Source organism: Telluria sp. PB2R4, from assembly GCF_059685695.1.
In genome coordinates this window covers 189540-211679 of the sequence record NZ_JCASIC010000008.1, presented here as the reverse complement: position 1 = coordinate 211679, position 22140 = coordinate 189540, and the positions used below count along the sequence as shown (strand labels likewise).

Sequence of the window (22140 nt, the reverse complement as noted above, 5' to 3'; positions counted from 1 at the left end):
GGCTATTCATGTCTCGGCTATCACCGCGTGGGCGGTCAAGCCGCCCACCCTACGATCAACCCCTTCCTAGCCCCGGCATGCGGTGCAGCGCGAACTTGCCCGCGAGCTGACGGAAGGCCACCGAGGCTCCCGCCAGCGGGAAGGCATCGACCACCGCCCGGCCCAGGCGCGCGGCCCGGTGCAGGTACTCGTCGGCCGGCACCGAACCCATCGAACTGAGGTTGATGGCCAGGTAACGTGTTGCCGCGGTAGACATATTATCGTATACGAGCTTGGCTTCCGCCTCTGTCGCGCCGGTCACCAGGATGCCGAAGGGACGGCGGCCCAGTTGCTGGGCCAGGCGCTTGATCAGCGCATAGGCGTTCGTGATCGAGGCGGCGCTGGTGCCGACCTGCACCACGATTTCCGAACTGGCCATCAGCGGCAGCGGGAATTCGCCATCCGGGCCGAGTTCGGCGTCGACCATCACGATGCCGGCCTGCTTGACCAGCACGTCGAAGGTCTTGGCCAGGCGGCGCGTGTCGGCATTGCCCAGCGGCGTGCCGAGTGCGGCCACCGAGAAGCCCTGCGGCACCGCGTGCAGCACCTGGTTCAAGCCGCATTCCTGGCGCGCCACGTTCGCCAGCGTGGCGGCGCGGCTCAAGCCAAGGCGGCGCGCCACGCCGTAATCGCGCTCGCAGGCGTCGACGATCAGGACCTCGTTCCCGGTCTGGGCCAGCGAGGCGCCCAGGTTGACCAGCATGGCGCCCTTGTCGTCTTCAGGCGTGGCGGAGAGAAAAGTGACGATGCGCGGGCGCGGGCCCTGCAGCATCCGGCGCAGGCCTTCGGCCTGGTCGAAATCGAAACTAGCCAAGCTGCACCTCGCGCATGTTGCGGTCTGCATTTTGTCCGACCGCAGCTGCGGCCATCATCATCGGCAAATCGGCATCGCTGAACTGCGCGCCGGCATTGCGGGTATTGCGGAAAGCCCGGTCGATCAGCATGGCGCGGTCGGCCAGGTGCAGGTCTTCCGGCACGCGCTGGCCGTTCGAGATGTAGTGCAGGTTCAGCTTCTGGCGGATGACGACGTCGAGCACGTTGCCGATCGAGGCGGCTTCGTCCAGCTTGGTCATGATGCAGCCGGCCAGGCCGCTGCCCTGGTAGGCGCGCACCACTTCGTTCAGGGTCTCGTTGGTCGAGGTCGCGTTCAGGCACAGCAGGCGTTTCACGTCGGCGTCGGCGCCGGCCAGCATGGCCACCTGCTCGGTCACCATCTGGTCGCGCTGCGACATGCCGATGGTGTCGATCAGGACGGTGTGCTTGTTCTTGAGCTCCTTCAGGGCGATGCGCAGGTCGGCTTCGTCCTTCACCGAGTGCACCATCACGCCCAGGATCTTGCCGTAGATGCGCAGCTGCTCGTGGCCGCCGATACGGTAGGCGTCGGTGGTGATCAGGGCCAGCTTGTCCGGGCCGTGGCGCATCACGCAGCGCGCGGCCAGCTTGGCGGTGGTGGTGGTCTTGCCGACGCCGGTCGGGCCGACCAGGGCGAACACGCCGCCGCGCGACAGCAGGTCGTCTTCGTTGGCGATGGTGGTGAGGTTACGGGCCAGGACGGTCTTGATCCAGCGGAGGGCTTCGCCGGCGTCGCCCGTCGACGGCATCTTGTCGATCAGGTAGCGCGCCAGGGTGGCCGAGAATCCGGCAGCCAGCATCTCGCGCAGTACGGCGGCCTTCTGCGGCTCGCGCTGGGCGGTCGCGTTCCACGACAGTTCGGCCAACTGGGTTTCCATCAGGCCGCGCATGGCGCGGATCTCGTTCATCATGCCGCTCATTTCAAGCGCGGCCGATTCCTTGGCCTGGGCGATGGCGGCGCTCATCATCTGGGTCATGGCGGCCATGTCGATCGTCGGCTCCGGGGCCGGGGCACGGCGGTTGACGTAGGTCGGCGGGATTTCCGGTTCGGCCGGCGCGGCGCGGCGCTCCACATAGGGTTGGCCGGCGAATGGATCGGATTTTGGCAGCGGCGCGGCGGCGCGCGGCGCAGCCGGGGCGCGGGTGAAGACCGGTTCCGGATCGAAGTCGTTGTCGAACGCGGCGAACGCGGGCTGCTGCGGCTCTTCGATGGCCGGAGAAGCCAGCGAGGCGACATCGTCGTTGTCCAGCGCCAGGATCTCGACCACGCCGTCGACCGGGCGGTTGGAGAGGATGACCGCGTCAGGGCCGAGCGCCTCGCGCACCTTCCGCAAGGCGTCACGGGAAGTAGCCGCTGTAAATTTCTTCACGTTCATCTTTGTTCTCCGCACTTCGACTGTACTGTTCTAAGTTTCGCAGGCGCAATTGCCCGTCCATAGCCAGCATTATTGGCGATGCCGTGGAGAAACCATCGGGGGAGAAAGAAGGGGAAATGGGCCTATTTCAAAAGGCCAAGGCAAAGCGGAGGAGATTTTCGTAGGGTGGGCGGCTCCGCCCAGGAGGGCGAACAGCCGGTATCGTGGCGGCCGCCCACGCGTTCAACTCCTCTTCGAACAGACAAAACGGCTGCTCATCAGCTGGTTGAACGCGTGGGCGGCATACGCGGCACAGGTCAATCATTTTGCAGGGTGGAGCCGCCCACCCTACGAACCCCGAAAACGCTTACATCGGCACGCCCACCAGACTGGTCACCCGAATCGTCTTGGTTTCCGGAATCTCGTTATGCGACAGCACCTTCAGCTGCGGCACCGCGCGGCGCAGGAAACGCGACAACAGCACCCGCAGCGGCGCCGGCACCAGCAGCACCGGGCTCAAGCCCATCGCTTCCTGCTGCTGGGCCGCATTCGCCGCCTGCTGCGCAATGGTATCGGCCAGCCCCGGCTCGATACCGGTGCCGTCGCCGCCCTGCCCCATCGCCTGCATCAGCAGCCGCTCGAGGCGGTTATCCAGGGTCATCACCGACAGCTCGCTGGCGCCCGGGAACAGCTGCTGCACGATGGCGCGGCCCAGCGCCACCCGCACCATGGCGGTCAGCTCGCCCGGGTCCTGGGTCTGGCCGGCGAATTCCGACAGCGATTCGATGATGGTGCGCATGTCGCGGATGTGGACGCCTTCCTGCAGCAGGTTCTGCAGCACTTTCTGCAAGGTCGACAGCGACACGACCTTCGGCACCAGGTCTTCCACCAGCTTCGGCGTCGCCTTGGCGAGGTGGTCGAGCAGGTCTTGCACTTCCAGGCGGCCCAGCAGTTCCGAAGCGTGGGTCGTGATCAGGTGGTTCAGGTGGGTCGCCACCACGGTGCCGGCATCGACCACGGTGTAGCCCATGCTCTGCGCCTCGTCGCGCAGGCTGGCGTCGATCCAGGTGGCCGGCAGGCCGAAGGCCGGGTCGGTGGTTACCAGGCCCGGCAGCGTGCCGCTGGCCATGCCCGGGTTAATCGCCAGGAACTGGCCGTTGATCGCTTCGCCGGTGCCCACTTCCACACCTTTCAGGGTGATGCGGTAGGCGGAGGGCTTGAGTTCGAGGTTGTCGCGGATGTGTACCGGCGGCGCCAGGAAGCCGACTTCCTGGGCGAACTTCTTGCGGATGCCCTTGATGCGCTTGAGCAGCTCGCCGCCCTGGGTCTTGTCGACCAGGGGAATCAGGCGATAGCCCACTTCGAGGCCCAGGGTATCGACCGCCATGACGTCCTGCCAGGTGGCTTCTTCCGACTCGGCCGGCGCAGCCGCACCGCTTGCCGCCGTGGCCGCCGCAGCCTCGGCCGCGGCAGCCGCTTCCCTGTCCGGGCCTTCCTTCTTGCGCTTGGCGATCATCCAGCCGCCGCCCACCAGCGCACTGCCCAGCAGCAGGAACACCAGGTTCGGCATGCCCGGGATCATGCCGAGTGCGAAGATGATGCCGCCGGTGATGTACAGCGCTTCCGGACGGGCGAACAGCTGGTTGGTCACCTGGCTGCTGATGTCGTCCTCGTTGGCCACGCGCGACACCACCATACCGGCCGCGATCGAAATGATCAGGGAAGGAATCTGCGCCACCAGGCCGTCACCGATGGCCAACAGCGTGTAGACCTCGGCCGCTTGGCCGACTGCCAGGTCGTGCTGGACCATGCCGATGATCAGGCCGCCGATCACGTTGATCAGGGTAATCATGATGCCGGCGACCGCATCGCCCTTCACGTACTTGGACGCACCGTCCATCGCGCCGTAGAACTCGGCCTCTTGCGACACTTCGCTGCGGCGCTTGCGGGCCTCGGCTTCGCCGATCAGGCCGGCATTCAGGTCGGCGTCGATCGCCATCTGCTTGCCCGGCATCGCGTCCAGCGCGAAGCGTGCGCCGACTTCGGCGATACGGCCCGCACCCTTGGTGACGACCGAGAAGTTGATGATGGTCAGGATGATGAAGACGACGATACCGACCGTGAAGTTGCCGCCGATCAGGAAGTGGCCGAAGGCTTCGACCACTTTGCCGGCAGCGGCGCCGCCGGTGTGGCCTTCGGTCAGGACAATACGGGTCGAGGCCACGTTCAGCGCCAGGCGCAGCATGGTCGAGATCAGGAGGATGGCCGGGAAGGCCATGAAGTCGAGCGGCTTGACCGTGTACAGCGCGGTCAGCAGCACGATGACCGACAGCGCGATGTTAAAGCTGAAGAACACGTCCAGCACGAAGGCCGGCAGCGGCAGGATCATCATCGCCAGCAGGACGATGATGAAGATCGGTGCGGCGAGCGCGCCGGCGCCCTTTGCCGCCATGCCGCCCGCCCATGCCGGCAGTTTGATGCTGTTCATTAGTGCAATGCTCCGTTATCCGGGTCTGTATTCGCTGCACCTGGTCCTTTGTAGGCCGGGTCGTTCGGGTCCATCTCCGCCGGCACCGCCAGCTTGCTCGGGCGATCCGGGTACAGCCCTTCGCCCTTCTTGTAGGCGCGCAGCTGGTACACGTAGGCCAGCACTTCCGCCACGGCCGAGAACAGCTTTTCCGGGATCTCTTCGTCGATGTCGGTGTGCTTGTAGAGCGCACGGGCCAGGGCCGGGGCCTCCAGCAGGGTCACCTTGTGCTCGGCGCCGAGTTCGCGGATCCTGGCCGCGACTTCGTCGACGCCCTTGGCCACCACGCGCGGCGCGCCCTTCTGGCCGTCGGCGTACTTCAGCGCCACCGCGTAGTGGGTCGGGTTGGTGACGATCACATCCGCAGTAGGCACATTCTGCATCATGCGGCCGCGCGCCATTTCGCGCTGCATCTGGCGAATCTTCCCTTTAATCTGCGGATTGCCGTCCGATTCCTTCGATTCCTGGATCACTTCCTGGCGCGTCATCTTCAGCTTGTCGTGGTAGTGATACAACTGCCAGGGCCCGTCGATGGCGGCGATCACGCCCAGCGCGCCGGTGATGAACAGGAAGGCCTTGGCCACCAGTTCGCCGACGTGGGCGCTGCCGGCATTGAGCGGCTCGACCGCCAGGCCGATCACCGCCTCCTTCTGGCCCATGATGACGACCCAGGCCACCACGCCGACCACCAGGGTCTTGGCGACGGCCTTCAGCAATTCGATCAGGGCGTTCATGGAGAACATGTTGCCGATGCCCTTGATGGGGTCGAGCTTCATGAAGTTCGGCGCGAAGGCCTTGGCGGAGAAGTTCCAGCCGCCGATCAGGAGTGGCGACGCGAGGGCGACCAGCATGATGAAGCCGGCCAGCGGCAGGCAGGCGAGCATCACCGCCATCAGGTCGGCGGTGATGCGTTCGATCAGGACGTTGGCATTGAAGACCTGGTCGCGGCTGAGCGAGAGGCCGGACTGCATGGCCAGCTCCAGCTTGCCGACCAGCGAACCGCCGGTCATCCACAGACCGGCGCCCGCGGTCATCAGGACGGTAAAAGTGGCGAGTTCGCGCGAACGGGGAACGTCGCCATCCTCACGGGCTTTCTCGAGCCTCCTGGGTGACGCTGGTTCCGTCTTTTCTGCGTCGCTGTCGTCCGCCATCCACTGCTCCCCTGCTGGTCGTGCTGACCGAAAGCAGGATTATCGCAGGTGTTGCCCTATGGCTATAAGGGGAGGAGGATGGGAAAAGCCTGCTTATTTGCGTCTGTGGGAGCTCAATCGAACACTTCCGCTGACAAAAATGCCATCCCCTTGTCATCCTTGCCCGACACCAGCGGCGCCGACTGCAGCGGCCAATCGATCGCCAGGGTCGGATCGTCCCAGGCGATGCAGCGCTCGTGTTCCGGCGCGTAGTAGTCGGTAGTCTTGTAGAGCACCTCTGCCGCTTCCGACAGCACCAGGAAGCCATGGGCAAGGCCTGCCGGCACCCACAGCTGCGTCTTGTTGTCGGCACTCAGGATCTCGCCAAGCCACTGGCCGAAGGTGGGCGAGGAGCGGCGCAGGTCGACGACCACGTCGTACACGCTGCCTGAAGTGACGCGCACCAGCTTGCCCTGCGCCTGTTTGACCTGGTAGTGCAGGCCGCGCAACACATTGCGAGCCGACCTGGAATGGTTGTCCTGTACGAAAGCGACCGGCCGACCAACCGCTTCCTCGAAGCGGGCCTGGTGAAAGCTCTCGTAGAAAAAGCCGCGCTCGTCGCCGAACACGCGTGGTTCGATGCGCAGGACACCGGGGATGTCCAGGGGCGTGATGTTCATCAGTACACAGTCTCTTTCAATACCCGCATCAGGTACTGGCCATAGCCGTTGTTCTTCATGGGCGCCGCCAGTGCTTCCAGCTGGGCGGCATCGATCCAGCCCTTGCGGTAGGCGATCTCCTCGGGACAGGACACCTTCAGGCCCTGGCGCTTTTCCAGCGTGGCGATGAAATGGCTGGCGTCGAGCAGGGATTCGTGGGTACCGGTGTCGAGCCAGGCAAAGCCGCGCCGCATGATCTCGACCTGCAGCCGCCCCATGTCCATGTAGACGCGGTTCATGTCGGTGATCTCGAGTTCGCCGCGCGCCGAAGGGCGCAGGCTGCGGGCGATGTCGACCGCCTGGCCATCGTAGAAGTACAGGCCGGTCACCGCATAGTTTGAACGGGGCTGGAGCGGCTTTTCTTCCAGGCTGACCGCGCGTCCGCCGGCGTCGAATTCGACGACCCCGTAACGCTCCGGATCCTGCACGTGGTAGGCGAATATGCTGGCATCAAGGCTGCGGTCGGCGCGGTCGAGCAGGAAGATCAGGTCGTGGCCGTAGAAGATGTTATCGCCCAGCACCAGGGCCGACGGCCCGCCGGCGAGGAAGTCGGCGCCGATCAGGTAGGCCTGGGCGATCCCGTCGGGGGACTCCTGCACCGCGTACGAGATGTTCACGCCAAGGCGGGCGCCGTCGCCCAGCAGCTGCTGGAAGCGCGGCGTGTCCTGCGGTGTGGAGATGACGAGGATGTCCTGGATACCCGCCAGCATCAGCGTGCTGAGCGGATAATAAATCATCGGCTTGTCGAACACCGGCAGCAACTGCTTCGAGACGGCCAGCGTGGCCGGGTACAGGCGGGTGCCGCTGCCGCCTGCCAGGATAATGCCCTTGCGCTTCATGGTTTTCCTTGCATGTTGTCCTGGGCTGCCAGCTCGGCCACCAAGCGATCCACGTGATGGCGCCAGTCGGGCAGCGCCAGCCCGAAACGGCTGCCGAACTTGCTGCAGTCGAGACGCGAATTGGCCGGGCGCGCGGCCGGCGCCGCAAACGCGCTTGACGCGATCGGCCGCACCTGCTCCGGTCCCGCCTTCAGCGGCATGCCGTGGGCCAGGGCCCGCGCCAGCACGTGGCAAGCAAAGCCATGCCAGGTGGTGCTGCCGCTCGCCGCCAGATGGTAGGTGCCGGCGAACGCGCCCGCATCGGGCCCTGCAAGGGCGATCCGGTACAGGGCCAGGGCGGTGGCGTCGGCCAGCAACGCCGCGCCGGTCGGCGCGCCGACCTGATCGTCCACCACGCTGAGCTGCTCGCGTTCTTTCGCCAGGCGCAGCATGGTCTTGGCAAAATTGTTGCCGCGCGCGCCAACGACCCAGCTGGTGCGCAGGATCAGGTGGCGCGCGCCGCTGGCGCGGATGCGTTCCTCGCCTTCACATTTCGTGCGTCCGTAAGCCGACAGCGGCGCGGTCGCGTCGAGCTCGGTCCAGGCGCCGTCCTTGCCGCCGTCGAAGACGTAGTCGGTCGAGTAATGCACCATCCAGGCGCCGCCTGCCTGCGCTTCCTCGGCCAGCACGCCCGGCGCGGTGGCATTCACCAGGCGCGCCGTCGCCTCGTCGCCCTCGGCCCGGTCCACCGCAGTGTAGGCGGCGGCATTGACGATCACGTCGGGCCGCAGGCTGCGCACGCGCGCACGCAGCGATTCCGGCTCGAGGAAGTCGGCTTCCCGGCGGTTCCAGGCGATCAGGTCACCCAGCGGCGCCAGGGCGCGTCCCAGTTCCCAGCCGACCTGCCCGTCCTTGCCCAGCAGGAGGATCTTCATGAAGCCGGTTGCGCCAAGGCGTACTGGCGTTCCACCCAGTCGCGGTAGTGGCCGCTGGTGACGTTGCCCACCCATTCCTGGTTGGCCAGGTACCACTCGACCGTCTTGCGGATGCCGGTCTCGAAGGTCTCGAGCGGACGCCAGCCCAGTTCGCGCTCCAGCTTGCCGGCATCGATCGCATAGCGGCGGTCGTGGCCGGGGCGGTCCTTCACGAAGCGCATCTGGGCCGCGTAGGGCTGGCCGTCCGCGCGCGGGCGCAGTTCGTCGAGGATCGCGCAGAGCGTGCGCACCACATCGATGTTGGCCTTTTCGTTGCAGCCGCCGACGTTATAGGTGTCGCCCAGGCGGCCTGCGGCCAGCACGCGGCGGATCGCGCTGCAGTGATCACGGACGTAGAGCCAGTCGCGGATCTGCTGGCCGTCGCCGTAGATCGGCAGCGGCTTGCCGGCCAGCGCATTGTGGATCACGAGCGGAATCAGCTTTTCCGGGAAATGGTAGGGACCATAATTGTTCGAGCAATTGGTGGTCAGGACCGGCAATCCATAGGTGTGGTGGTAGGCGCGCACCAGGTGGTCCGAGGCCGCCTTGCTGGCCGAATAGGGGCTGTTCGGTTCGTAGCGGTGCTGCTCGTCGAAGGCCGGCGCCCCGCTCGACAGCGAACCGTAGATTTCGTCGGTCGATACGTGCAGGAAGCGGAACGCCGCTTTGGCATCGCCGTCGAGGCCGTTCCAGTAGGCGCGCACCGCTTCCAGCAAATTGAAGGTGCCGACGATATTGGTCTGGATGAAAGCGGCCGGACCTTCGATCGAGCGGTCGACGTGGCTCTCGGCCGCGAAGTTCAGCACCGCCCTGACCCCGTGCCCGGCCAGCAGGCGCGCCACCAGGGCGCCGTCGCCGATGTCGCCGCGCACGAAATGGTGGCGCCCGTCGCCGGCCAGGCCGGCCAGGTTGTCGAGGTTGCCGGCGTAGGTCAGCTTGTCGAGGTTGACGACGGCTTCGTCATGGTGAGCGAGCCAGTCGATGACGAAGTTCGAGCCGATGAAGCCCGCTCCGCCTGTTACGAGGATAGTCATTCCCTGCTTTCCTGATGGTTGAGCCGGCGCCAGGCCGCTGACAGGCGCCAAACCGACATTCTCGGTTGACACTGTCGTCCGGTCAACCCGTCGTCGCAGGGAGCAGGATGGATTACAGGCCGCGCTGGATGAAGGAAGAGTTGGTCTGCTCGAGCGCCATGTCGCTCAAGGGAGCCAGGGGCATGGCGCGCCCGGCCGGACGCTGCGTGTGGCGGCGGCGCGCCCACCAGGCCGAGACCACGAAGGCGTACACCGACAGGTACAGCAGGAAGCTCGCCAGCACACCCTGCAACAGGGCTTCCGGCACGGCGGCGAAGCGCACCGCCATCATGGCCGGCACCAGCGCCACCGCCCACGAGAACGGTGACACGCAGGCGTTGCGCAGCGGCGCCGGCAGCGCGCGGAAGTAGCGCGCGGCGATCGCGGTCTTGACCAGGCTGTGCAGGTGCCAGCTGTCCGGGTGACCCGGATGGCGGCGGCACCACAGGCGGCGCACGATGGTGAACACGGTCTCGAAGATCGGATAGCCGCAGGCCAGCAGCGGAGCCCATGGCGACACCAGCGGGTTGCGGTAGACCAGCATTACCGACATCCAGGCCAGCATGAAGCCGAGCAGGTAGGCGCCGCCATCGCCGAGGAACAGTTTGCCGAACGGGAAGTTGACGACGAAGAAGCCGGCCGTGACGGCGCACACCACGAAGCACAGCTGGGCCAGGGTGGCGTCGCCGGCATCCTGGGCGATGATGCCGATCGCGGCCATGCCGATCAGGACGGTGCCGCTGGCCAGGCCATTGAAACCGTCGATGATGTTGACCGCATTGGCCACGCCGCCTACCGCGACGGCGGTAAACAGGACCGAGGCCGGCAGCCAGGTCAGCAGCATGTCGATCGGCGCGATGCCGACGTGCAGCAAGGTGACGCCAGTCAGCCCCCAGCACAACACGCCGCTGGCGATGGTGGCGAGCAGGCGCGCGCGCACCGATACGTTGCCGGTCAGGTCCTCGGCCAGGCCGAACACGAAGGCGGGCATGGCGGACACCAGCACCGGCAGCAGCAGTTCCTGTTGTTCGGGGGGCAGCACGCCGAGCGACAGCCACAGGCCGAGCATGATGGCGGCGCCGCCAACGCGCGGGGTCGGGGTGATATGGAATTTCTGCACGCCGTGCGTCGCGTCAAGCGAATAGCGCCCGTGCCAGCGGGTCGTCAGGACGAGCAGCATGGAACAGGCAAGCGATACGGCAAAACCGAGCTCGAGGCCGGAGAAGGTGAGATTAATAATACTCATAGAACCACTTTGTTAACTCGTCAATTCTATCGCATTTCTATTTAACTAATGGGCAAACGTGTTACAGACTGTTTCCCGGCGTGCGCTGCAAGTCGTTGATCTGTTAAGCAGAATTGCCGATTCTAGGGAGTTTGATACCTAGCAAGCAATAACCCTGAAACTTCTCCTAATATTTCTCGACAATTTGTTACACTTTTATTCGCGGCAATTATTCTTACTGAATAAGATTTCAGTATCCGGGAGCCGAACATGGTATTCGCCCGCGTAATTCACCAAAATCGCGCCGCACGATTTCTCCTGCTTGCCACCCTATTCACCGCCTTTCATCGGCCGGCCTGCGGCCAGTCATCCAGCGAGCTGGCCGACCTGCGCACCCGCCAGCTCGAGGCCGAGGCACGCCAGGCGGTGGCCGAAGCCGAACGCGCCGAACTGCTGGCACGCCTGCCGCCCGCCCAATCGAAACCGCTGGCCGGCGCCATCGACAGCCGCCAGTTCGGCGCCGCCGGGCTGGTGCGCGCTTTCGACCTGGCGCGCGAGCTGGCCGCCGGACTGTGCGCCCGCCTGCCTGCCGGGCGCCACACGGCCCTCTACGATCCTGCCACGGCCCAGGGCATGGTGGCGGCGCGCACCCTCGACAGCGCCCTCGTCCGCCTGGCCGACGACATGGCCGAGCGCAACAAGGCCTTGCAGCGCTACCTCGACACCCAGCGCCCGCCCGGCTCCGGCGCGGCCGCGCTGCCGCCTCAGTTGCTATCCGTACTGACCATCGTCCCGGCCACCGTGCGCGCCGGCGCCGACCTTGCCGCCCTGCTGCGCAGCGACGTGACGGTCACCGGCATCGGCTACGGCGAAGGTGCGCACAGCCTGTTCGCCAGCGCTGTCGCACAAGCCTGCCCCGAGCGCATCAGCGGACTCGGAGCCGGCTACCTGGGTGAACTCGACTGGGTCCGCTACGAGAAACTGCTGGGGCGCGTCAACACCCTCGCCGTCCACCGCGCCAGCTACGCCCAGCGCATCGCCGAGCTGCAGGTGCTGCTCGATGCCGCCAAGGGCGAGCAGAAGAAGGAACTCGCGGCGGTCGCCCAGGCCGCGCTGGCGCAGCTGAAGGTGGTGGATGCCTTCATCGATTCGCTCAGGGTCGGCGAAGCCAGCGAAAAAAGCCCGCTGTTCAACGCCGCCCGCTTCCTCGGCTACAGCGAACGCACCGCCGGCAGCCTGGTGCTCGACATCGACCTGCGGCTGGAAGGCATGAGCATCGTGAAGGAAAACCTGTTCACCGGCCAGCACCTGCGCCTGTCGGGGGCCGCCTTCCTGTGGTACCGGCTGCACGAGCCGGACGGCCGGCTGCTGGCGGCCGCGGTGCTGCGGCGGATCAGCCAGCCGGTGGAAGTCGATCTGCGCGGCAGCGGCGCTCCCGATGATTTCTGGTCCGTAGCGTGGGCGGCTTCGCCGCCCACGCGGTGATAGTCAGCATCAAGATCACCCCGCACGAAAGCGGAACCGCCAACAATCACCGCGTGGGCGGACAAGCCGCCCACCCTACGGGCGTTCCAGCTTTTTTACCGTCTGCTCGATCGCCCCGAAAATCGACTTGCCCTTCTCATCCAACATCTCGATCCGGATGGTGTCGCCGAAGCGCATGAAGGGCGTGCTGGCGGCGCCGTCCGCGATCATCTCCAGGCAGCGCTTCTCCGCGATGCACGAATATCCGGGCGGCGTTCCGCCCTTGCCCGCATCCTTGTTCGAGACCGTGCCCGATCCGACGATGCTGCCGGCCCGCACGTTGCGGCTCTTGCACAGGTGCGCAATCAGTTGCGGGAAATTGAACACCATGTCGGTGCCGGCATGCGGCTGGCCGACCAGGTGGCCGTTCCAGCTCGAGCGCAGCGGCAGGTGCAGCTTGCCGCCGCGCCAGGCTTCGCCCAGCTCGTCCGGGGTCACCGCCACGGGCGCAAAGCTGGTCGCAGGCTTCGACTGCAGGAAGCCGAAGCCCTTGGCCAGTTCGTCGGGAATCAGGTTGCGCAGCGAGACGTCGTTGACCAGCGTCAGGAGGCGAATCTGCCCATGCGCCTCGTCGGGCGTGGCCCCCATCGGCACGTCGCCGGTGATCACCGCCACCTCGGCCTCGAAATCGATGCCCCATTCCTCGTGCGCCAGGACGATGTCGTCCATCGGCCCCAGGAAATCGTCGCTGCCGCCCTGGTACATCAGCGGGTCTTCCCAGAACGACGCCGGCATCTCGGCCTTGCGCGCCTTGCGCACCAGCTCGACATGGTTGACGTAGGCCGAGCCGTCGGCCCACTGGTAGGCGCGCGGCAGCGGCGCCATGCAGGCGGCCGGGTCGAAATCGAAGGGACGCCGCGCCCGGCCCTCGTTCAGCAGCAGCGACAGCTCAAGCAGCTGGGGCGCAATGAAGGCCCAGTCGTCCAGTGCGGCCTGCAGCGTCGGGGCGATGCCGTCGGCGACGTGGGCAGCTTTCAGGTCGCGCGACACGACCAGCAATTGGCCGTCGCGGCTACCGTCTTTCAGCGTGGCGAGTTTCATGGAAAGCGGGCTCTTGTTGGCAACCCGCTATTGTAGCCGAGCACCCCTCAATATTGCATCACCACGCCGGCGCCGATGCTGCGCTGGAAGTAGTTGTAGTCGATCAGGCTCTGGCCATAGCCCGAGAACCAGTGCACGTAGCCCTTGAGCGGTCCGGCCAGCGGGAAGGCCCAGCCGAGCTGGGTCGCGCCCTTGCTGGTGGAAAGGTTTCGGCGCAGCATGGCCGAAAACTCATGGCCGTCCATCCGGTAGGTGCCGGCCAGTTCGGCGCGGCCCAGGTAGTCGACGATGTCGGGGTTGTTGTCGTCCTCGAGCGCCTCGTTGACGCGCTTCCACACCTTCGCCGTCAGCGACAGCCGCCCGCGCTCCAGGCCGACCTGGGCATAGACCCGGTTCCAGCTGCGCGACAGCGACGAAGACTGGCCGTTCGACTGGTGGCTCAGGCCCAGGTTCAGGAATTTGATGTTGGCACCCAGGACACTGAAGTTCAGCGGCGTCACCAACATGACTTCCGGCTGGTAGTTGGTTTCGCGGAAGGGGCTGGATGCTTCACGGTTACCGGCCTGCCAGAAGCTGTTCTGGGTGTAGCCGAACCAGAGGTCGACCGGCGATTCGAACAAGGTTTCGACCGCCTTCATCTTGAAGCCGAGCTGGTATTGCAGTTCGGCGTGCGACAGCTTGCCGGTGAAATCGGCCGCGCGGAAGGGTTCGTAGGGCGCCTCGTTGGGGCGGTAGCTGCGGGCTGCGATCAGGTAGTTCGGGTTATGCGGGCGGAACACGAATACGCCGCGGCGCTGCTTTTCATTCAGCTCCCAGTGGGCGTCCATGGTGTACTCGGCGGCGGCCTCGACAGCCGGGTCGATCGAGGCGGCGGCGTCCGGCTGGGGCTTGACCGGGAAGGCGCCTGGCTGCTGGCCAGTAACAGCGGCAACGTCCTGCGCGGCCGCGGGCGTCGTCGCGGGCAGCACGGCAGGCGCCGCCGGGGTGGCGCCGTGGGCTTTGGCGAGGCCGTCGAAGCAGGTCAGGCGCTGGGTGGTGTCGGTGACTTTGGCGCAATCGGCCAACTGCTGGGGGAGTTGCTGGGCGGCGACCGGGAGGGTGAACACGAATGGCAGCAGTGCTACGGGGATCTTCTTTAAATGCATGGGCTTTCTTTGGGAAATGCTCTACGGCAGGTTTGCGATTAATCAACGCTAGTGTCGCGGAAAAGCGGCGGCGATGTCGCACCGTTTGCCTGCGTCTATCGGTTCAACCTGTTGAGCAGCTGGATGCGCAGCGCCCGCGCGCCGTCCACGTCCAGTGGCGCCAGCATCCTGCGCGCCGCCGACGGGATGTGGTCGGCTTCGCTGCCGTCGCTCTCGAACACGTAATGGCGGAACAGCTCCTGCCAGGCACTTCGCTGGGCGGGCGGGAGATCGCGCATGGTGAGCAGCGCCAGCATCAGCGCACTGGCCGGCGAATCCATGTGCGGCGGCGACTGGCGCCACCAATAGTTGACCAGGGCGTTGAATGGCGCGAGCGCCTCGATGTGGTGCCACCACATCGATGGAATGAAGATCGCGTCGCCCGGCCCCAGTTCGGCCGACAGGGCGCTTTGCATGGCGCGCGCAAAGCGCGGAAAGCGCTGCAGGTCCGGCTTGGCGAAGTCGACCAGGCTGATCGCCTGCCCGGCCGGCGTGAAATCGAGCGGCCCGACGTACAGGTTGGCCACCTGCTCCGGCGGGAACAAGGTGAAACGGCGGCGCCCTGCAGCCACGACGGCGATGTTGTCCGGCACGTCGTAGTGGGCGGCGATGCGCGAACGGTTGCCGATCCAGATGCTGACCAGGGGCACGCGCTGGCCCAGGTCGAGGTCGTTCTCGGCGCGGAAACCCGGCAGGTAGTGGTCGATCATGGTCGAGCCGACGTAGACCGAGGGTGGACGGGCATCGTCCTTGTGGTCTTCCAGTTCTTCCAGCACCTTGTCGAGCGGTACCTTGATGGCGGCGTAATTGAACCCGCTCAGCTCGTCGTTATAGAAATAGCGCCCCGCCATCTCGGGCGCGCCCAGGAAGGCCAGCACCTGCTCGCCGCGGTAGAAACGGCGCAGGTAGGCGCCCGCTTCCCGCTGCGACCTGCGCGCCCGGTCCACCATCGGCCAGCGCGCGGCCAGCCCGCGCAGCACGACCGGTTCGGTGGAGGCGAGCAGCGCGTCGGTGAGGATGGCCGCAGTGCCGCCGCCTTCGTGGCAGTCGAGCTCGCGGATCGGCGCGGGTTCAGGCAGCACGACGGTTCTCTTGTTGCTCGCGGCGCGCGATCAGGTCGCGGAAGTTGGCGAGCGAGGCCACCGCCATGTAGATGGCCTCCAGGTGGCCGTCGCGGCTCAGGCGTTCGAGTGCGGCGCCCGGCAAGGCATGCAGGCGCTCCTCGTTGATCGTGTAAAAGCCCATGAGGCGGTGCTGCGAGCCGTCTTCGAGGGCGATGTCGGCAACGAAGGATTCGAGCAGCGCGTGCTCGACCAGCGCCGCCACGAAGGCCGGCATGGCTTGCAGGCCCTGGTGCAGGGTCAGCAGCACCGAATGGATGCGTTGCAGGTAGGGGCTGGTGCCGCCGTACGGCAGGAACAGTTCATTTCCCATGGTCCGGCTCACGCGCGGGTGTTCCAGGTCAATATGGATGTTGAGCTCGTCGCCATTGCGGCCGATCAGGAAGGGTCGGCGCTCGATATTCAGTGGGACATAATGCGCGTCCCAGCCCTGGTGGTCCAGGAACAGGTTCTCGCCGGTTTCAAAGCCGAACAGCGCCAGCGCCTCGAAGCCGCTCGCGTCATCGGTACGGCGAAAGACGATCGGATAATGGGCCTGGACCTGGCGGAATTCCTGTGGGAAGGTCAAGCTGAACATCACGTTGTCGCCATACGCGGCGCCGCGCTCGGACATGACGCGCAAGTCCTTGTGTTCCAGGCTGTGCAGCAAAACGGATTGGCTCATGGTCTCCTCTGTTCTCTTTTTTATGGCTTTGGAAGTGTCGCACAGGCAAAACCATGCGTGTGAAAAAAACAGGCCGCACGAGGACGGCCTGCTTGAAAAGGCGGCGCCGAAGCACCGCCCGGCACCGAACTTAAAACTTGTAGCGGGCTCCCACCATATAGCGCCGACCGCCCGTGGAAACCTGCAACACCTGCATCTCCGAACGGCCATGGACACGCTGGGTTTCGTCGTTGACGTTGATCGCCTCCAGCGACAGGCTCAGGTTCTTGCTGAGGTTGTAGCCGATCGAAATGTCCAGCTGGCCGTAGGGCTCGACATAGCTCGGGTTCGGCTTGCCGTTGTCGTTGGTCGAGGACAGGAAGCGGTCACGCCAGTTGTAGGCTGCACGGACCGACCAGTTGCTGTCTTCGTAGATACCGACGACGTTGGCCGAATCCGACAGCCCGACCAGCGCGAACTGGTTGCCCACACTGAGGTTGTTGTAGGTCAGGCCCGACTTTACGTAGGTGTAGTTGGTCTGGAAGCCGAAACCGTTGGCGAACATGTGCTGCCAGTTGAGCTCGGCGCCCTTCAGGGTGTCGCCCTGCGAGTTGACCAGGGTGGACACCTGGTAAGGCAGTGCCGGATTGCCCGGGATGCCGGTGATCGTGCCCTGCGCGACGCCGGACGAGTTCTCGCCCGTATAGGTCACGCCTGCCTGACCGGCATAGGTGCGCAGGATGTAGTTGCGGATGCAGATCCGGTTCGAGACCGAGCAGCCCGACGCCACCGCCGCATTCCAGTACGCGCCGCCCACCGGCGTGGTCGCGGTCGGCGAGCCTTCGGTGATCACGGTCGAACCCGTGTAATCGGTCAGCTTCTTGTGGAACAAGCCCAGCGAGAGCATGCTCTGCTTGTTGTAATACCACTCGGCGGAGAAGTCCAGGTTCTTGGACTTGACCGGTTCCAGTGCCGGGTTGCCGCGGCTGACCGTCACGCCCGTGACGCTGGCGGTGGTGCCGTAGGTACTGCCGCCGGCGATCTGGTCGTAGCGTGGACGGCCGATCGATACGCCGTAGCTGGCGCGCAGCTTCAGGTCGGAGCGCAGGTCCATGTCCCAGTCCACGCTCGGCAGGAAGTTGTTGTACTTGCCTTCCAGCGTCTCGAATTGCTGGGAACCGAAGTCGACCGGCAGCTCGTTTTCCGAAATCCAGCGGATCCCGGTCGGCACCTTGGTCAGGCCGGTCGAGGCGACCCGGGTCTGCTCGTAGCGGAAACCGATCCCGGTGTGCATCGGCAGCGCGGTATCCCAGTCGGTGTTGAACTGGAAGTAGAGCGACTTGGTCTTCTCGACCGTGGTGCGGTTGTAGGCCGGGTTGGCCAGGCTCGGCGTGTAGCCGGCACGGTCGCCGGTGATCGCGATGGCGGCATTGCGTACCGCTTCGAAATCGAAGGGGTGGATCTGGGTGAACAGGGCCGGATTGTCGGCGCCGCCCAGCTTGCTGAAGTAATTGCGCAGGTTATCCGCGTGCCACATGTTCTGGTCGTAGGCGTTCGACGTGACCGGCACCGTACCGCCCCAGGTATCGCGTTGCACCTGCTGGAAGATCGACTCGTTCTTGTTCTCGGTGAACGCAGCGCCGAAGTTCAGGCCCGAGCGCTCGAACAGCCTGAGCTTGCCGCCCAGCTGGACCTGGTCGAGCTCCATCTTGTTGCGGCCGTCCTGGAACCACGAGCCCGCGACCTGGTGCGGCCTGCCGACGAAGTCGGCGCCCTGGATCGACAGCACCGGCATTTCGCTGGTGAAATCGGCGCGCGTGACACCGCGGCTGAAGCTGGCGGTGGCCAGGTCGTTGTTGAATCCGTACGGGCTGTCCGACTTCGCTTCGGCGACCGAGTGGTGCGCGTCGAAGCTCAGGGTCAGGTCGGGTGTCGCGCGCCACTGGGTGTTGAAACCGAGCGAGTTCAGGGTCGACTTGCGGGCCGAGTCGCCGCCGTTCATCGAGATATCCTGGGGACTGGTATAGCGCTCTTCGTAGTACAGCGGCGAGGCCAGCGGACCTTTCGTGAACTCGGCGCCCTGGATGTCCATGTTGTGGCCGAACCAGGCCGACAATTCGCTATAGCGGTGCTGGAGCTTGTTCTCGGCGTAGGTGTAGTCGAGGGTGGCGGTCAGTTCCTTGACCGGGCGGAACTGGAAAGTCAGCTGGCCGTTGGTACGCTGGCGCTGGTAGCCGTTCATCTTGTACGACATGTTCTGCGGCGACAGATACAGGTCGTTCCCGCTCGGCGGGTTCTTGATGTTGACGAAATTCGGATTGCCCGGCTGCGGGATGGCGCCATCGGTGGTGTCGCCGATCTTGAGCGGCCCGAGCCAGCCGTTGATGACGGCGGCCGTGTTGACGCCCATGTTGCGTTCCTGGTAGCTGGCACTGGCGGACAGGCCGAACATCCCGTCGTTCCAGGTGTTGCTGTACAAGCCCGAGACTTCAGGAGTGGTCGAACGCCCGGCCTTGTTCTGGGCCGGCAGGTTGTTGTTGGACGTGTCGTGGACGAGCTTGGCGCCGAAGCTGGCCTGCTTGCCGAGGTCGAGCGGACGGCCGGTCATGACGTTCAGGGTGGCGCCGATGCCGCCCGGGGTGACGTCGGCGCGCACGCTCTTGTACACCTGGATCTGGGACACGGCTTCCGCGGCCAGGTTGCTGAAGTCGAATGCACGGCCGGACTGGTCGCCCAGGTTCGCGGTCGGCATCTGGCGCCCGTTGAGCAGCACCAGGTTCAGGTCCGGGCCGACGCCGCGCACGGTGACCAGGGCGCCTTCGCCGCGGTTGCGGTCGATCGACACGCCGCTGATGCGCTGCAGCGCTTCCGCCAGGTTGGTGTCGGGGAACTTGCCGATGTCATCGGCTGCAATACCGTCCACGAACCCATCCGAGTTGCGCTTCAGGTTGAGCGTCGACTGCATGGCGGCGCGGATGCCCGTCACGACGACGGTGTTGCCAGCGGTGGGAGTGGCCGGCTCGGCCGCGTTGCCTGGCGCCGCGGTGCCGGGAGCCGCATTGACCGCGGCCTGATTGTTCGCTTCCTGTGCATGGACTTGCGCGACCAGCGTGGCGCATGCGCTCGCTACCGCCAGAACGATCAGCCGGTGCCTGGTGCCCGGATGGAAGGCATTACCCTTGGTTTTCTTGTGCAGCACTATGTCTCCTCTCTTCTACAAAGATGGCGCCGCGCCCGGTCGGGAACGTGCCGCGGTTTGGTGTTGTCGAAATACACCTTGATTTGAAAATTTGTAGTGGGCCTTGTCCGTCGTGCTGTGTACAGGCGGCGCACACGCAGGCTCAAGCCTTTGCCGCGGACTTGTTGTAATGACCGGAGATTAGTGAAAGAGATTTAATTAGTCAATTCGTCGAACAAACTAAACAAGCTACGTTTGGTTATGGGACCGCAACAAAAAACGCCGTTTATCTGCCCAGGGAGAAGCCGGACGCACAGTGGCAAGGATCACTTATGAAATCGATTTCATAGACAATTCAAGGACTTCGCGTTGTTTGCTGCGGCGACTGTCGAACGGAAGAGCCGGTTATACTTGCAAGCGTTTACCGCCTCGACAAACAGCGAATTTTTTTCCCTGCGTTCATGGTAGTGTTGCATAATAGTCACGCTTACCCCACTTTCTCGGCTCATGCCCGTCACCGGCGACCACCAACTACTCAAGCAACTCAACCGGATGGCGCTGGTGCGCCAGGTCAGCATGCAGCCCGGTCTATCGCGCGCGTCCCTGGCAGAGGTGCTGGGGCTCACCAAATCGACGGTCAGCATGCTGGTACGCGACCTGATGGACGAAGGCTGGCTGAGCGAGCGCGAGTTGATTGCGACCGGTGAAGTGGGCCGCCGCGCGACGCCGCTGCACCTCAACCCGGACACCCTGGCCCTGCTTGGCGCGGAGGTCGGCGTGGATGAAGCGCGCATCGTCGCTACCAACCTCCTCGGCGAAGTGCTCGACGCACAGGTGGTGACTTACGACGACACCCGGGATCCGGCGCGCTGCATCGAGGTGGTCGCGGCCGGACTGGTACGCGTCGCGCGCCGGCTGGGCCGCGCCACGGGGGCCCGCGGCGCGCGCCAGGTGCTCGGCATTGGCGTAGGCCTGCACGGCGGGGTGAACGAAACGCTCGGGGTACTGCGCTACGCACCGCACCTGGGCTGGCGCAACGTCGAGGTGGACAGCCAGCTGCGATCGCATTTCTCCGGCACGCCGCTGGACGGCTTGCCGCTCTATATGCAGAACGAGGCCAATGCCGCGGCGCTGGCCGAGTTCGAATTCACCGGGCAGTCGGGCACCGACCCGCTGGTCTACCTGTCGATCGGCTATGGGGTGGGCGCCGGCGTGATCGTCGGCGACAGCCTGCTCACCGGCCTGAACGGCTTTGCCGGCGAAGTCGGCCACGCGATCCTGCAGATCGACGGACCGCCATGCTCATGCGGGCGCTGCGGCTGCGCGGACGCGTTGATCGGCCTGGCTTCCTTGCTGGGCACGGCCAAACCAAGCCGTGTGGCGCTGGAGCTGCTGTTCGACAGGATAGCGCAGGGCCAGCAACAGACCTGCGCGGCAGTCACCGCGGCAGGCGAACAGCTCGGGGTACTGCTGAACAATCTATGGGCCGCATTCGACCCGATGACGATCGTTATCGGCGGGCCGGCGCTGCGGCTGGGCGACACGCTGATCGCGCCCGCACGCCGTATTCTCGGCGAGTATGCGGATGCCGCGCTGCTGACCGCACCGGAAATCCGCACCTCGCGTTTCGGCGCCGATGCCGTCGCGGTCGGCGCCGCGGCGCTCGCGCGTCACCGGCTTACGCGGCCGCTCGACCTGCAGAGCATGGCAAGGCGGGGCGACAGGATGGGGCGCCAGGTCCGGGCAGCGGCCAATGGGCCTGATTGAAAGCGCGCGTCAAGGAACCAGCAGGTCCAGCTGGTCTTGCTCCAGGAAGCACCACTCCCCTTCTTTCAGTCCCAGCGCCTCCAGCGTCAGGCCGCCGATCTGCGAACGGTGGAGCGCGCTGCAATGGTTGTCCGCCGCCGCCAGCATGCGCTTGACCTGGTGGTACTTGCCCTGCTCGAGCACGATCTCGAGCAGGTGTTCGCCGCGCCGCACGCAGGACAGCGCCTTCAGCGGCGCCGGCTCGTCATGCAGCTGCACGCCACCCAGGAGCTGCGCGACCAGGGCCTCGGTCACTGGCTCGGCGGTGGTGGCCTGGTAGACCTTGGGCACGTGGCGCTTGGGCGAAGACTGGGCGTGAATGAAGGGACCGTCGTCCGACATCAGGAGCAAGCCGGTGGTGTCATGGTCGAGGCGGCCGACCGGCTGCACTTCGCGCCACCCGAACTGCTCGGGCAGCAGGGTCAGCACGCCGGGATGGTGGCTCGGCTTGCGCGAGCACTCGTAGTTGGCCGGCTTGTACAGCGCAAGATAGACGCGCTCGCGGTAGCGCCACTCCTCGTCGAACACGGTCAGCACCAGGTTGTCGGTATCGACGCTGGTCTTGTAATTGTCTTCGACCGTGCCGTTGACCAGCACATCGCCGTCCTCGATCAGCGCGCGGCAGTATTTGCGGGTGCCGAATCCCTGCGATTGCAGGATACGGTCCAGGGAAAGTTTGCTCATGGGGCGCCACTTTAACAGAAGGGGCAGTCCCGACAAAGCTTCGGCGCCCCCACCCCGGGCGTAAAGTATTCCGACAGGCGTCGGATGCACCTGTACATTTGACGAGCGTCAAGCCTAGGAAGTTTCCTATTGATAGACTTCAACGCGTTAGGAATCCACCTAATGACATGAGGACTTCTTGTAAGACAACATTCCTCGCCATGACCGATAGGACAAGACCGTGCATACCAACGCGCAAACGACCGAT

The 22140-nt window shown here is 65.3% G+C and carries 17 protein-coding genes; 2 read left to right on the top strand and 15 right to left on the bottom strand.

The genetic code is table 11. The features are described 5' to 3' along the window. Positions 1-55: 55 nt before the first annotated feature. The 9 genes from AC56LU_RS15190 to AC56LU_RS15150 all read right to left on the bottom strand — a co-directional run bounded on the left by AC56LU_RS15190 (position 56) and on the right by AC56LU_RS15150 (position 10733). Positions 56-853, bottom strand: a complete 798-nt coding sequence (locus AC56LU_RS15190) for a MinD/ParA family ATP-binding protein (RefSeq protein ID WP_497176444.1) — start codon at positions 851-853, stop codon at positions 56-58. Beyond that, positions 846-2267, bottom strand: coding sequence for a flagellar biosynthesis GTPase FlhF (flhF, locus tag AC56LU_RS15185; protein ID WP_497176443.1), 1422 nt, complete (start codon positions 2265-2267; stop codon positions 846-848). Before flhF ends, AC56LU_RS15190 begins: the two co-directional genes overlap by 8 nt. A 346-nt stretch (positions 2268-2613) precedes the next feature. After that, positions 2614-4734, bottom strand: coding sequence for a flagellar biosynthesis protein FlhA (gene flhA, locus AC56LU_RS15180; RefSeq protein ID WP_497176442.1), 2121 nt, complete (start codon positions 4732-4734; stop codon positions 2614-2616). After that, positions 4734-5924 carry a flagellar biosynthesis protein FlhB gene (flhB, locus tag AC56LU_RS15175; protein ID WP_497176441.1) on the bottom strand — a complete coding sequence of 397 codons (1191 nt, stop codon included), beginning with the start codon at positions 5922-5924 and terminating at the stop codon, positions 4734-4736. The genes flhA and flhB overlap by 1 nt, the downstream gene beginning before the upstream one ends. A gap of 113 nt (positions 5925-6037) precedes the next feature. Next, positions 6038-6583: a dTDP-4-dehydrorhamnose 3,5-epimerase gene (gene rfbC, locus AC56LU_RS15170; RefSeq protein WP_497176440.1), complete on the bottom strand. Its 546-nt coding sequence runs from the start codon at positions 6581-6583 to the stop codon at positions 6038-6040. Then, a complete protein-coding gene (gene rfbA, locus AC56LU_RS15165) occupies positions 6583-7461 on the bottom strand; it encodes a glucose-1-phosphate thymidylyltransferase RfbA (RefSeq protein WP_497176439.1) in 879 nt (292 codons plus the stop codon). Before rfbA ends, rfbC begins: the two co-directional genes overlap by 1 nt. Further along, entirely contained in the window at positions 7458-8375 is a 918-nt protein-coding gene (gene rfbD, locus AC56LU_RS15160; protein WP_497176438.1) for a dTDP-4-dehydrorhamnose reductase, read from the bottom strand. The genes rfbA and rfbD overlap by 4 nt, the downstream gene beginning before the upstream one ends. After that, positions 8372-9448 carry a dTDP-glucose 4,6-dehydratase gene (gene rfbB, locus AC56LU_RS15155; RefSeq protein WP_497176437.1) on the bottom strand — a complete coding sequence of 359 codons (1077 nt, stop codon included), beginning with the start codon at positions 9446-9448 and terminating at the stop codon, positions 8372-8374. Before rfbB ends, rfbD begins: the two co-directional genes overlap by 4 nt. Positions 9449-9560: 112 nt before the next feature. Then, positions 9561-10733 carry an MraY family glycosyltransferase gene (locus tag AC56LU_RS15150; RefSeq protein WP_497176436.1) on the bottom strand — a complete coding sequence of 391 codons (1173 nt, stop codon included), beginning with the start codon at positions 10731-10733 and terminating at the stop codon, positions 9561-9563. 249 nt (positions 10734-10982) lie between these two features. On the opposite strand from AC56LU_RS15150, the gene AC56LU_RS15145 reads away from it, so the two are divergent. After that, positions 10983-12197 carry a hypothetical protein gene (locus AC56LU_RS15145; RefSeq protein ID WP_497176435.1) on the top strand — a complete coding sequence of 405 codons (1215 nt, stop codon included), beginning with the start codon at positions 10983-10985 and terminating at the stop codon, positions 12195-12197. 75 nt (positions 12198-12272) lie between these two features. Here the strand turns inward: AC56LU_RS15145 and AC56LU_RS15140 are convergent, their stop codons facing one another. The 5 genes from AC56LU_RS15140 to AC56LU_RS15120 form a co-directional block, all read right to left on the bottom strand. Beyond that, entirely contained in the window at positions 12273-13277 is a 1005-nt protein-coding gene (locus tag AC56LU_RS15140; RefSeq protein ID WP_497176434.1) for a fumarylacetoacetate hydrolase family protein, read from the bottom strand. A gap of 47 nt (positions 13278-13324) precedes the next feature. Continuing rightward, the gene (locus AC56LU_RS15135) at positions 13325-14422 is read right to left on the bottom strand and encodes a phospholipase A (protein WP_497176433.1); all 1098 of its coding nucleotides are present in this window, start codon (positions 14420-14422) and stop codon (positions 13325-13327) included. A 95-nt stretch (positions 14423-14517) separates the two neighbouring features. Further along, positions 14518-15543 carry a cupin-like domain-containing protein gene (locus AC56LU_RS15130; RefSeq protein ID WP_497176432.1) on the bottom strand — a complete coding sequence of 342 codons (1026 nt, stop codon included), beginning with the start codon at positions 15541-15543 and terminating at the stop codon, positions 14518-14520. Beyond that, on the bottom strand, positions 15533-16246 hold the full coding sequence (locus AC56LU_RS15125) for a SapC family protein (RefSeq protein WP_497176431.1): 714 nt from the start codon (positions 16244-16246) through the stop codon (positions 15533-15535). Before AC56LU_RS15125 ends, AC56LU_RS15130 begins: the two co-directional genes overlap by 11 nt. A gap of 130 nt (positions 16247-16376) precedes the next feature. Continuing rightward, a complete protein-coding gene (locus AC56LU_RS15120) occupies positions 16377-19424 on the bottom strand; it encodes a TonB-dependent receptor (RefSeq protein WP_497176430.1) in 3048 nt (1015 codons plus the stop codon). A gap of 555 nt (positions 19425-19979) precedes the next feature. On the opposite strand from AC56LU_RS15120, the gene AC56LU_RS15115 reads away from it, so the two are divergent. Beyond that, positions 19980-21170 (top strand): ROK family protein, encoded by a 1191-nt coding sequence (locus tag AC56LU_RS15115; protein ID WP_497176429.1) that lies wholly within the window; start codon positions 19980-19982, stop codon positions 21168-21170. A 9-nt stretch (positions 21171-21179) separates the two neighbouring features. Here the strand turns inward: AC56LU_RS15115 and AC56LU_RS15110 are convergent, their stop codons facing one another. Continuing rightward, positions 21180-21893, bottom strand: a complete 714-nt coding sequence (locus AC56LU_RS15110) for a pseudouridine synthase (protein ID WP_497176428.1) — start codon at positions 21891-21893, stop codon at positions 21180-21182. Between the last annotated feature and the right edge of the window lie 247 nt (positions 21894-22140).